This window comes from Nostoc sp. UCD121 (assembly GCF_014222285.1).
Taxonomy (GTDB): domain Bacteria; phylum Cyanobacteriota; class Cyanobacteriia; order Cyanobacteriales; family Nostocaceae; genus Nostoc.
The window spans coordinates 1-12,014 of the sequence record NZ_JACKZS010000018.1 but is presented as its reverse complement, the minus strand read 5'-3'; the positions used below and the strand labels follow the sequence as shown (position 1 = coordinate 12,014).

At 41.8% G+C, this 12,014-nt stretch carries 11 protein-coding genes and 1 pseudogene; 6 read left to right on the top strand and 6 right to left on the bottom strand.

Annotated elements, in window-relative coordinates; all coding sequences use genetic code 11:
- The first annotated feature begins 434 nt into the window (after positions 1–434).
- A complete protein-coding gene (locus GNF10_RS06265; protein ID WP_185584352.1) occupies positions 435–611 on the top strand; it encodes a hypothetical protein in 177 nt (58 codons plus the stop codon).
- Between the two features lie 105 nt (positions 612–716).
- On the opposite strand, the gene GNF10_RS06260 is transcribed toward GNF10_RS06265, so the two are convergent.
- Positions 717–1,307 (bottom strand): PEP-CTERM sorting domain-containing protein, encoded by a 591-nt coding sequence (locus GNF10_RS06260; protein WP_185584350.1) that lies wholly within the window; start codon positions 1,305–1,307, stop codon positions 717–719.
- Between the two features lie 301 nt (positions 1,308–1,608).
- Between GNF10_RS06260 and glyS the strand changes: the two genes are divergently transcribed.
- Together glyS and murD are read left to right on the top strand one after the other, a co-directional pair.
- A complete protein-coding gene (gene glyS / locus GNF10_RS06255; protein WP_185585439.1) occupies positions 1,609–3,762 on the top strand; it encodes a glycine--tRNA ligase subunit beta in 2,154 nt (717 codons plus the stop codon).
- Between the two features lie 84 nt (positions 3,763–3,846).
- Positions 3,847–5,370 (top strand): UDP-N-acetylmuramoyl-L-alanine--D-glutamate ligase, encoded by a 1,524-nt coding sequence (gene murD / locus GNF10_RS06250; protein ID WP_185585440.1) that lies wholly within the window; start codon positions 3,847–3,849, stop codon positions 5,368–5,370.
- Positions 5,371–5,503: 133 nt separating this feature from the next.
- On the opposite strand, the gene GNF10_RS06245 is transcribed toward murD, so the two are convergent.
- Positions 5,504–5,728: a type II toxin-antitoxin system HicB family antitoxin gene (locus GNF10_RS06245; protein WP_185585441.1), complete on the bottom strand. Its 225-nt coding sequence runs from the start codon at positions 5,726–5,728 to the stop codon at positions 5,504–5,506.
- Entirely contained in the window at positions 5,728–5,901 is a 174-nt protein-coding gene (locus GNF10_RS06240; RefSeq protein ID WP_311774114.1) for a type II toxin-antitoxin system HicA family toxin, read from the bottom strand. The genes GNF10_RS06245 and GNF10_RS06240 overlap by 1 nt, the downstream gene beginning before the upstream one ends.
- A 254-nt stretch (positions 5,902–6,155) precedes the next feature.
- Here GNF10_RS06240 and argS point away from each other — a divergent pair, with 254 nt between their 5' ends.
- Both argS and GNF10_RS06230 read left to right on the top strand, forming a co-directional pair.
- A complete protein-coding gene (argS, locus tag GNF10_RS06235; protein WP_185585442.1) occupies positions 6,156–7,910 on the top strand; it encodes an arginine--tRNA ligase in 1,755 nt (584 codons plus the stop codon).
- A 153-nt stretch (positions 7,911–8,063) separates the two neighbouring features.
- A complete protein-coding gene (locus GNF10_RS06230; RefSeq protein WP_185585443.1) occupies positions 8,064–8,621 on the top strand; it encodes an exonuclease in 558 nt (185 codons plus the stop codon).
- Between the two features lie 268 nt (positions 8,622–8,889).
- Here the strand turns inward: GNF10_RS06230 and GNF10_RS06225 are convergent, their stop codons facing one another.
- From GNF10_RS06225 to GNF10_RS06215, 3 genes are all read right to left on the bottom strand, one after another.
- Complete coding sequence (locus GNF10_RS06225) at positions 8,890–10,224, bottom strand: hypothetical protein (RefSeq protein WP_114081901.1); 1,335 nt, start codon at positions 10,222–10,224, stop codon at positions 8,890–8,892.
- A 566-nt stretch (positions 10,225–10,790) separates the two neighbouring features.
- Positions 10,791–10,931 (bottom strand): hypothetical protein, encoded by a 141-nt coding sequence (locus GNF10_RS06220; RefSeq protein ID WP_185585444.1) that lies wholly within the window; start codon positions 10,929–10,931, stop codon positions 10,791–10,793.
- Positions 10,932–11,061: 130 nt separating this feature from the next.
- Complete coding sequence (locus tag GNF10_RS06215) at positions 11,062–11,295, bottom strand: hypothetical protein (RefSeq protein WP_114081902.1); 234 nt, start codon at positions 11,293–11,295, stop codon at positions 11,062–11,064.
- A 160-nt stretch (positions 11,296–11,455) separates the two neighbouring features.
- Between GNF10_RS06215 and GNF10_RS06210 the strand changes: the two are divergent.
- Positions 11,456–12,014: pseudogene (locus GNF10_RS06210) on the top strand (flavin-dependent dehydrogenase); the annotation flags it as partial.

The window sequence follows — 12,014 nt, the reverse complement described above, 5'->3', positions numbered from 1 at the left end:
TTAGTTTGTGATGAGATTATGATTTTTTTAAATCACAATTGCGATAAGCACTGCTGAAAAATTTTCTAGGTGGATTTTAACAGTTATTAGCGAACAATTATCAGTTTTTCTGGTTGGATAAAGTTTCCCAATCCTATATTTAAAATTTACGTATGTTAACTAATAAACGTTAATTGCTTACTGATTTAAAAGTGAATAGAGTTGTTAAATTTACACTGAGGGGATTGTAGCATGAGATTTAATATCATGCATATAACCTGCATTCCGCCTTGTAAACTGGCACATGAAGTACTTTTAACCAAGTAAAGAATATTGCATTAATTGGGTGAGCGTCCAGTTTTTTTAGTGGCTCAAAGGCAGTAACTTTTTAACATTAGTGTGTTTGGTAGCTTCGTATTTAAAGCTGTAACTGGAAAAAACTCCAAGTATTGCAATTGACATCAACAGCTTTATTTGGGTTGTTAGCAACACTAGCGATACTTGTGGCGGGCTACACTGATGCAATACTAGAAAGTTGCATTGATTGCTATGCTCAGGGCGATTTTAGCGAAAATATTTCTGATTATAATCGCTCGAATACTTATGAAAATAAGTATTCGAGCGATCGCTAACCGATAAGGCTGGATGATAAACTCACCAGTTCACTGAACTATTGGAGCTAAAATAGAGATTCATTAAACTAAACTTGGCAACCTCTAACTAGAAAGCCTTACTTTCTAGAAAGAGGCTTGCTTTTTCTTCAGAGTTGAGCCTAAACCCAAGGCCCCAAATGCCAGGAAACCCAGCAGAGAAGCAGGTTCAGGAACTTTGGATACCTGAATAGAACCAGAATTTTCATCTAGTGTTATTGATGTACCTTGTTGATCGACATCTTGACGTAATCGCAAAGAGTCGCCAACGGTTCCAGTAAAGAAGTATTCTCCAATGACACCTGTTCCTCCTCCTATATTCAGAGGGCCAAACAATTTCTGAGTGGCACTATCAAAATTGAAACTGAAGAAATCAGATTGTGATACCCCAGAAGTAACGGTGTTATAAGTTCCCAGAGGATTATTAGATGGGTCTAAGAAAGAGACATTCAAGGATTGTAAAAAGTTGGTGGCTCCACTACCACTTTCTGAAATAATTGTCGGTGCTGTAGTCTCGTCGTAGCTGAATGAACCGACTGCGGAATAACCAGCATCTCCTAGCCAGTTAAAGTTGAAATCAATAGCTTGAGCAGGGTTGTTAGCACCAGCAGCGATCGCAACACTAAGTACAGCACTAGTTGCTGTAGTAGCAGCGATTTTGGCAAAAATGTTTCTCACTGTTATATCTCCAAGATTTATTTGCATGATGCAAATATCAGTACATCAAACAATACTAACTTTACGATAGAAATAAATATAAGTAAATACTACATGGGAGACTGAAGAAAATATAACATCTAGATGAAGACAAACACTTATTTTTTAAAGTTTTCGAGAAGATATTAAGTCTATTTAACAAACCCAAGCTCAAATTTATCTATTTTGATGTATGTAGCAAGGGTTATTACTTAAAAATCACGAGCGATCTCCTGAGAATAACTGATAAAGTTGAGCTACGCAAAGTTGAAAACAGTGACCTATGCCTGCGTTTCTATTAGAAGTTGGTACAGAAGAATTACCTGCAAGCTTTCTCAGTGATGCCTTAATACAGTGGCGAGAACGCATTCCCCAAAGTTTGGAAGCAAACAGCCTTCAGGGTGAAAGTGTCCAAGTGTACGGTACTCCCCGGCGTTTAGCGGTATTGATTAAAGGTCTACCATCCCAGCAAGCAGACCGAGAAGAAGAAATTAAAGGGCCTCCCGCCCAAGCTGCCTTTAAAGATGGTCAGCCAACAGCAGCAGCATTAGGCTTTGCTAAAAAGCAAGGTGTGGAACTAGATGCACTCTTCCTTCGCCCCACTGACAAAGGGGAATTTGTTTTTGTACAAAAAAGAATTCCTGGCCGTCCTGTGGCGGAAATTTTGACAGAACTTGTTCAAGAGTGGATTTGGGGTTTAGAAGGTAAGCGGTTAATGCGTTGGGGAGATGGGGATGGGAGATTTTCTCGACCAATTCGCTGGCTGGTAGCTTTGTTAGATGAGACGGTGCTACCGTTGGAATTGGTGAATGGTTCTAAAACGATTCAGAGCGATCGCATTTCCCAAGGTCATCGCGTTTTACATCCTGAACCTGTGACAATCGCCCAAGCGACTGATTATGTTACCGCCCTCAAATCTGCTTATGTCACCGTTGACCCCGAAGAACGGGAAAATCTGATTAAAGAGCAAGTAAAGGCAGTAGCAGAAAGTTTAAGCGGGTATACAGTCATTTACCCCGATTTGTTAGCAGAAGTAACCAATCTCGTAGAATATCCTTCTACAGTTGTTGGTAAATTTGAACCAGAATTTTTGGAATTACCAACTGAAGTAATTACGGAAGTTATGGTAACTCATCAACGTTATTTTCCTGTATTCAAACCAGGTAGTTCTGAGCAAGAATTATTGCCCAATTTCATCACCATTTCTAACGGCGATCCCAAAAAATCAGATATTGTTGCCGTCGGCAATGAAAGGGTAATTCGTGCCAGATTAGCTGATGGCAGATTTTTCTACGAAGCTGATTTAACTAAACCTTTAGAAAGCTTTTTACCCCAGTTAGAAAAAGTCACCTTCCAAGAAGAATTGGGTTCGGTGCGTACCAAGATAGATAGAGTAGTTAAAATTGCTGAACAAATTAGCAGTCAATTAAAATTAGCTGAAAATCAAAGCCAAAAAATCCAACGTGCTGCTTTATTGTGTAAAGCAGATTTGGTAACTCAAATGGTGTATGAATTTCCCGAATTGCAAGGCATTATGGGAGAAAAGTATGCTTTAGCAAGTGGTGAAGATGCCGAAGTAGCAAAGGCAATTTTTCAACATTATTTGCCAACAGGAGCCGGTGACATTTTACCCGAAACACTCACAGGTAAAATTGTCGGTTTGGCAGATAGATTAGATACCTTGGTAAGTATCTTTGGTTTAGGTTTAATTCCTTCTGGTTCCTCCGATCCCTTCGCTTTGCGTCGGGCTGCAAATGCTGTAGTTAAAATTACTTGGTTTTACAATTTGCCGATAAATTTAGATGATTTATTGGCGCAAATATCAACAGATTTTGCTGCGAAATATCAAAAAGATCGGGCATTATTAACCACAGCATTACAAGAGTTTTTCTTACAACGCATCCGCACCTTATTACAAGAAGAAAAACAGATTGATTACGACTTGGTAAATGCAGTTTTGGGAGAAAATGACCCAGAGTACACAGAACGGACGTTAAAGGATTTATTGGATGTCCGCGATCGCGCCTTGTACTTACAAAAAATCCGTAACGACAGTATTCTAGATAACATCTACGAAACTGTTAACCGTTCCACACGATTAGCCGCCCAAGGTGATTTGGATACAAAACAGTTAGAACCAACAACCGTAGTTCGTCCAGAATTATTCCAAAAGCCCTCTGAGGAAGCTTTGTATAATGCTTTAATCGAATCAGTACCACAAACTCAAACAGCACAGCAGACACGAAATTATCAACTGTTAGTAGCAGCATTAGCAAAAATTGCTCCAACAGTTAGTAACTTCTTTGATGGGCCAGATAGCGTTTTAGTTATGGACTCCGATCCAGAAATTAAGCGTAATCGATTACACTTACTGGGATTGGTTCGGAATCATGCTCGTGTTTTAGCTGACTTTGGTGCGATCGTCAAAAATCTGTAGCGTAGGTCAACAAAAAGTTGTGTAATTTTTGCCAATAGACGCTAGTATAGGGAGTGCTTAACCAGGGACACTCTGCTGCAATCTATGTCCAAAGCTCATGTAATTGGATTGGGAAAGTCCGGTGTTGCTGCGGCGAGATTGTTGAAACGGGAAGGTTGGGAGGTAGAGCTGAGTGATGGCAACACCTCCAAAACCCTCCTACAACAACAACAAGAACTCGCTGCCGAGCAAATAACCGTTAAACTAGGCCAATCCCTAGAATTAAATGGTGATAATTTACCCCAATTAATAGTTGTTAGTCCTGGCGTGCCTTGGGATATTCCCGTATTAATCAAGGCACGCCAATTAGGTATTGAAACCATTGGGGAAATGGAACTCGCTTGGCGAAATTTGCGATTGCTACCTTGGGTAGGAATTACAGGTACTAACGGTAAAACTACTACCACAGCTTTAATTGCTGCCATTTTTCAAGCAGCAGAATTAGACGCGCCCGCCTGCGGTAACATTGGCCACGCCGCTTGTGAAGTTGCCCTATCTCAGAGGGGACAGGGGACAGGGGATAGGGGACAGAGGGATAGGGAAAGAGGTGAGGTAACTCCAATCCAAAATCCAAATTGCGCTGGAAGCGCACCAAAGGTGCGACCTAAAATCCAAAATCATATTGATTGGGTGATTGCGGAAGTTAGCAGCTATCAAATAGAATCTTCCAGTTCTCTTGCACCCCGTATCGGTGTTTGGACGACTTTCACACCGGATCATCTGAGTCGCCATAAGACTTTAGAGAACTATTACAACATCAAAGCAAAGCTGTTGCGTCAGTCAGAGTTGCAAGTGTTCAATGGCGATGATGCCTACTTGAGCCAACAAGGTTTAAGTGCTTGGCCTAATGCTTATTGGACAAGTGTGAGAGGAAAAGATTTCCTGATTAGTGAAAAAGGCTTTTACATCGAGGACGGCTGGGTTGTGGAAAAATTGACTGCAACCTCTGCACCAGAACCGATTGTGAAAGTATCAACTTTGCGGATGGTGGGAGAACATAATCAGCAAAATCTATTGATGGCAGTAGCAACGGCACGATTAGCAGGAATTAATCGTGATGCGATCGCACGTGCGATTCAGGAATTCCCCGGCGTTCCTCATCGTTTGGAGCATATCTGCACTTGGGAAGGTATTGATTTCATCAACGATAGCAAAGCTACCAACTACGATGCTGCCGAAGTTGGTTTAGCATCAGTCAAAAGTCCAGCGATTTTAATTGCTGGTGGAGAAGCCAAAGCAGGTGATGATACTGGCTGGCTAGCACAAATCCAAACCAAAGCTGCTGCTGTGTTATTGATTGGCTCTGCTGCACCCGCATTTGCCCAACGCCTTCAAGAAGTGGGGTATTATTCTTACCACATTGTCGAAACTATGGAAAGGGCAATTCCCAGAGCGGCAGAATTAGCCAAGGAGTATGAAGCGCCTGTGGTGTTACTATCTCCAGCTTGCGCGAGTTTCGACCAATACCCCAATTTTGAGGTGCGGGGCGATGATTTCCGTCAGTTGTGCCTTGCTTGGGCGGGAGGAGCAAGGCTTCAATACAACTCGATTCTTTCATCTTCCCTATAATTCATTCACTGTGTGGCTTGCAGTTACACAGTGAATTTATTATGTAATTTAAAAGTGCGGTGCGATCGCATGATCACAGAGTTTAAAATATTCTAGAAGGATTGTTTAGAGCTAATTTAGTGGTTTTCTATAATTATGTTTTGCTGTAGTTTGCAACTTCAACCTCATGAGCAATACTTGTAAGTTTAGGAATAGGTAAACCATCTTCTAGCATTCCTTCTATATGAAATTCAATAGCTTCTGCAATCATCTGCTTGACTTCTTCTAAAGTTTCACCCACAGCTACACAACCTGGTAAATCAGGGATATAAGCGCCATAGCTAGTTTCTCCCTTTTCAATCACAACTGTATAACGCATTAGTATTCCTCCAATTGAGCTTGTCTCCAGATATTTTTAAGAGTACCAATTGGCACATCCACATTTGGTTTACCAGACACTTTTACCGTACTAGGTTTATCTGGATGTTTGAACTGTCGATGACTACCTTTAGTTCTAGCAAGATACCAACCATCAGCTTCTAGTCGTTTGATAACTTCGCGTACTTTCGTGCTAACGCTTATCTGTATAGGTGAAATTTATATTACAGATAGAGTGCCTTATTGAGAAAGCAAAGTAAACACAATTATGTCGCAATTCTGTCCGTCATTTTGTCATGGGTTTTGGCATTGGTAAGTAGATGGACAAAAATATTTCTTATGAATCGAGTGGCTCAAAATGAAATGCTAAAGTTAATAATCAAGCTTTTCCAGAGCTACATTCCATCTGTCACAGATAAAATTTATATATGAACGCTACACAAGAAAAACTAAAAGTTCAGCTTGAACAGGCTTTAGTCGCAGCTTTTGGCGCTGACTTCGCGGGAGTAGATCCAATTTTGGTTTCTGCTAGCAATCCTAAATTTGGTGATTATCAGGCAAATGTGGCTTTATCCCTAAGTAAGAAGTTAGGAAAGCAACCAAGAGCGATCGCAGGTGCGATCGTTGAGAAACTAGATGTATCCGAAATCTGCGAATCACCGGAAATTGCTGGGCCAGGATTTATCAATCTGAAACTGAAAACGCCATACCTGGAAGCACAACTAAACGCGATTCAAGCTGATCCCAGACTTGGAGTTCCATCAGCAAAAACGCCGAAGCGGGAAATTGTGGATTTTTCCAGTCCGAATATTGCCAAAGAAATGCACGTCGGACACCTGCGTTCTACCATTATTGGTGATTCCATCGCCCGGATTTTAGAATTTCAAGGACACGATGTGCTGCGGTTAAATCATGTCGGTGATTGGGGTACGCAGTTTGGAATGTTAATCGCCTATCTGCGGGAAGTTTACCCAGATGCGCTTACCACCGCTAATGCTTTAGATATTGGTGATTTAGTTTCTTTTTACCGCAAAGCTAAACAACGCTTTGATACAGATACAGCTTTTCAAGAAACAGCACGCCAAGAAGTTGTCAGATTACAAGCAGGCGCAGAAGATACACTTCATGCTTGGAAATTGTTGTGCGAACAATCACGGCGAGAGTTTCAAGTCATTTATAAATTACTGGATATCAAGTTAACTGAACGGGGCGAATCTTTCTACAACCCTTTACTACCAGAAGTTGTAAAAGATTTAGAAAAATCTGGATTACTGGTAGAAAATCAGGGCGCAAAATGCGTTTTTCTAGATGGATTTACAAATAGAGAAGGTGAACCTTTACCCTTGATTGTGCAGAAATCAGATGGTGGTTATAACTACGCCACAACTGATTTAGCATCCCTCCGCTACCGGATTCAGCAGGATGAAGCAAAGCGGATAATTTATGTAACTGATTCTGGACAAGGAAACCACTTTGCCCAATTCTTCCAAGTAGCACGCAAAGCCGGCTGGATTCCCGATGATGTGGAATTAGTCCATGTTCCCTTTGGGTTGGTATTAGGAGAAGATGGGAAGAAATTCAAAACTCGTTCTGGGGATACTGTGCGGTTACGGGATTTATTAGATGAAGCTGTTTCTCATGCCCATGCTGACCTAAAAACTAGATTACAAAAAGAAGAACGTCAAGAAACTGAAGAATTTATTAGTGAAGTTGCTAGGGTAGTTGGAATTAGTGCAGTTAAGTATGCAGACTTAAGCCAAAATCGCACCAGTAACTACATCTTCAGCTACGACAAAATGCTGGATCTTAAAGGTAATACTGCGCCCTATATGCTGTATGTTTATGCGCGGATTCATGGGATTAGCCGCAAGGGTGATATTAACTTTAAAGAGTTGGGAAATAATGCTGTTTTGTTGCAGCATGAAACAGAATTAGCACTGGCAAAATATTTACTTCAACTAGATGAAGTTATTAGTAGTGTAGAGCAAGACTTGCTGCCTAATCGTTTATGTGAGTATTTGTTTGAACTGAGTCAGAAGTTTAACCAATTCTACGATCGCTGTCCCATACTACAAGCGGAGGAACCGCAGCGAACATCTCGGTTGGTTCTGTGTGATTTGACTGCTAGAACTTTGAAGTTGGGATTATCTTTGTTGGGAATTCAGGTGTTGGAGAGGATGTAATTTTTTTAATGCAAAGGTAAGCAGAGTAAGAGTTACGCTGATTTTTTCATCAGAATTGCTGGACTTAGGGGCGATCGCATCTGTGAGATTTTTTAAGACATTCACACTGGTATTAGCATGAAACATACTGATAAAAGACAGGCAGGATAAAAGGTGACAATCGAAATCTACGTCAGCACTGATATAGAAGCGGATGGCCCTATCCCTGGGCCTCACTCTATGCTTAGTCTTGCCTCAGCTGCGTATACCGCAGACAAACAATTAGTTGCAACTTTTACAGCTAATTTAGAAACTTTGCCAGGGGCCCAAGGACACCCCAAAACTATGAAATGGTGGGCAGAACAGCCAGATGCCTGGGCAGCTAGTCGAGCCGACCCCCAGCCCCCTCTAAAGGTCATGGAGTCTTACCACGCCTGGCTTGTGGCTTTACCAGGTAAACCGATCTTTGTTGGCTATCCAGCAGCCTATGACTTTATGTTTGTCTACTGGTACTTGATAAACTTTGTGGGCGATAGCCCCTTTAAATTCTCGGCATTGGATATCCGATCCTATGCGATGGCATTCTTGAAACAAAGCTACAACGAATCTGGCAAGGATAATCTACCTGCTGCATGGTTAGAAAATCTTCCATTGGCTCACATTGCTTTGGATGATGCCATTCAGCAAGGGAAGTTATTCTGTAATCTTTTGCAAGCGAATCTACAGCGTTAAGGTGATTTACAAGAATAAATATACCGATGCCGTTAATTTCGACTTCGCTCAACCAACTGATAGATCGAGAGTTGAGCGACTTGTGCCGAGCGGAGCCGAGGTAAGTCGAAACTCGCCAACACAGGTATTTTCTTTGTCGGAAATCACCTAAGTAAGATAGCTATGCGATCGCATTTATAAGATTTTGTAACAGATTTCCGATAACGACGAAGCCTGATTCATTGTTATCGGAAATCCCTTACTGCTTTGAGAAACCGAGGATCTTGCCCTATACCTGAGTACCTTCGATATAAGCCTTAATGGTGGGTAACGCCGTCATCTTCTCATAGAAGAAATTGTTGACTATTTTCATCACTTCCGCCTGGGCTACTTCTACTTCGGAACCAAGGGGAGTGCCAGATTCTTGGCGGCACAAACTACGATATAAGCGCAGCAAATGACGCACGATTTCTAACTCCTCTTCCCCCTCCAAAACCTTAACGGCTGCCACAATTAGTTCATCTGCCTGATTGAGAACACTATCGAGATCAAACACAGCACTATTGTCCCTGGCTTGTTGCACAGTTCCCATTAATGCGTGGACTTGGTAAAGCAGTGCTGTAGGTTCATCAAACAACTCACGTAGAAACGCTGCTTCCTCGTAACGCCCGTTTAGCCGAAAGATGTTGTACATCCGCTTGGCTGCTTTGCCGTAGTTGAGGTGCTTACCTTGTTTGACATATTTTTTAACTTCCTTTTCCAATACCGCCACATAATCATCCATAACATCGGCGGAGGCTTGCTTCACCAGTTTGGAAAAGATGGGAGCAGATTCAGCGTCCAGGTAAACTTCTTGAAAATAGCCGTCCAGATAGCCGTCTAGTGCTGTGATAGTTCCATCTGGTGCTTCCCAGGTAACATCTACCACGTTGCTGGCGTTGGACAATTGACTACGTATTGTGTCAGCAACAACCCATTCCAGCTTACACCAAGACCAGTTAGGGTCTTGGGCTACGGCATCCCAGGTCAGCACCAGAGGATTGCCCTCTAGGTCGCTTACCTCAATCTGACCGGCAATCACCTCATCGGGTTGCCAGTTAATTGGCGAACCAGCACGTCTGGTGTTTTCTCCCCGAACCACTTGTTGGGGATAGGCACCAAAGTTCACATCAATTAACTGATAATTGGGGCCGGACATGGTGTTAAGTGCCTTGTCCCGAACCAGTTTGCCAAGAATCTCGGAGGCTTCGCTACGGGTAGGCGCAATGATATTCACCCGCTCGAAGTAGTCACAGTCACCAGGATAAGTCTGAATCTTAGATTGAGCCGCAGAACCAGAGATCGCCAACGCGGTTTCTACAACACCAGGAATGTCCTCAAATTCGACGATTTTGCCAATGGCGCGAAACCGTGCCAACTCTTGCGGATCAAAATCCAACATAGTGACTTTGTGCCCAAAAGCACCTGTGTCTTTGTCTACGACAATATCGCTGTCGCCTGTGGCCTCGGTGATGGAATTCATCCAACGTTCCAATTCTTGCTCATTGAGTTGAACTCCTAAGCGATTAGCTGATTCAACGATGCGGTTACGTGCATCTAGAGTTTGATCCTGTGCTTTTGTCATATTTTATTTCCAATTTTATTTTGTGATTATACCTTTATAGATGATTTCAAGAAAAATGATTTTTGCGATAGTTGTTAAAGAATATTTATTGAATATTAAGTTTAATGAAATACGGTCTATCTCCCAGTAATTACATGAGATAAAAACCGCTAGCTCTCTCTATATAAGGTTCACAATGCGGATATTTACTAAGCGTTTGTTAGACTTTGTTCTCTAATAAATAGTTTTGAAGAGAGAAAAATCACTGGTAGGAGATATCGTAATACTCCAAGTATATCTTTGTACTAATGAGTGTCGTGTTAAATAAAGAATGTTCATAAATAGTCATTTTCAGAACAATGAGTAGATAGGCTGCACCAATAAAGTTAACTATTTAAGGTCGTCGTTTTTCCTTTTTCATTCTTCCTTGCTAAGGGTTTCAAATATATTTAGCTTTTGTAATATAGTTGTATTTATTTCCACTTACTTAGTTAGCGATCGCTAACTAAGTTATGTGCCAAAAAGATTTATTCCGCTAAGGTGTCGAGGCGGCGATCAAAAGCATAAGGATGAACCCAAAAAGAGACCTAGGCTGTAAAGCAGAGGTCTTTCGCTTTCAGAACGTTGTAAAATTCATTAGCAACGTAAAACGCTGATATGGTTAATTTAGTGGCTTCTGCGCCATCAATGCCAAAATAGCAAGTCAATTGCCAATTCCATACTGACAATTATTGTTACTCCTATACCGAAAATGCGATGCCTACGGCGGGCAAAGTCAACGCCAATATTCTCAATATTTAGTTGCAAACCTAAATATCTAATGCTGGATCAAAAATTTTCTTTATATTATGCAAGGTTTTAGGAGAACTTTTCCCAGGATTGGGCAACTAATTGGCTCAACCAGCGACGTTGTTGCTGATCCAGCATTGGATCATCTGCTAGCAACTGAGCGGTTAATTCTTCCAAGGATTGACCCTGAGCGCGGACAATTTTAATGACTCCAGCGATCGCAGCTGCAACGAGTTCTTCATCAATTGGCTGTTGTCGCAGGGCAACAATTTCTTGGGGACTGTCTGGAATGGGATAATTCATGGCGTGGGTTTACAGAAATACAAAATGAACAATAAATTCAACAAATTCTTAAAATTTCTTTACTAAATCTTTACGAAACTAGTTGCGCGGAGTGTACTTTACTTTGTGCCTTCATAAAATCTGTCTTAGTGAGTAGATTGATCGGAGATGTCAGGAAACGATGAGAGAAATCCTTTATTTAGAAGTTCCAACTCCAGATATAGAAACTGTGCGTAGCTGGCTACAAACAGATTTTGAACCTGGAAATGGAGAAAAAGTGCTTACTTCGGAAGGCTTTCGCCTCAAAATACCCAGTGCTAAGACACCTGGTAGGGCGGGTCTTTCCGAAAACTTGCCTGTAGAACTTTCGGTATTTGTTTGGTCGGTGCAACGAACTACCTATCTGAAAGTGTTTCGTTGGGCAGAACAACCCTTTCCCAGTGAAAGACAAATTCTGCAACGCCTAACCAAAGAAATCAGAAGCCGTTTTCCACATCATTATCCAGAACCACCAGCGATTGATTTATCCCAAGAATCGATTTTTGCCGCTTTAGCCTCTGCTTACCCCCTCACCGTCAAGTATTTTCAGAAAATGCCCAACGGTGAATACGATCTAACACGTGCCTACTGGTGGGAAAAACGATGGCGCGAAGGAGTACGAAATCCGCAGAGGCCGCGTCAAGTTGTGTTTTCCAGTCGAGGGGACAGAGGAACAGGGGAGCAGGGGAGCAGGGGAGCAG

Bases quoted from the DNA above. Each gene is read 5' to 3' on its own strand.
- murD (WP_185585440.1), top strand. From the start codon at position 3,847: ATGTCCAAAGCTCATGTAATTGGATTGGGAAAGTCCGGTGTTGCTGCG.
- GNF10_RS06245 (WP_185585441.1), bottom strand. From the start codon at position 5,728: ATGCGTTATACAGTTGTGATTGAAAAGGGAGAAACTAGCTATGGCGCT.
- argS (WP_185585442.1), top strand. From the start codon at position 6,156: ATGAACGCTACACAAGAAAAACTAAAAGTTCAGCTTGAACAGGCTTTA.
- GNF10_RS06215 (WP_114081902.1), bottom strand. From the start codon at position 11,295: ATGAATTATCCCATTCCAGACAGTCCCCAAGAAATTGTTGCCCTGCGA.
- glyS (WP_185585439.1), top strand. From the start codon at position 1,609: ATGCCTGCGTTTCTATTAGAAGTTGGTACAGAAGAATTACCTGCAAGC.
- GNF10_RS06225 (WP_114081901.1), bottom strand. From the start codon at position 10,224: ATGACAAAAGCACAGGATCAAACTCTAGATGCACGTAACCGCATCGTT.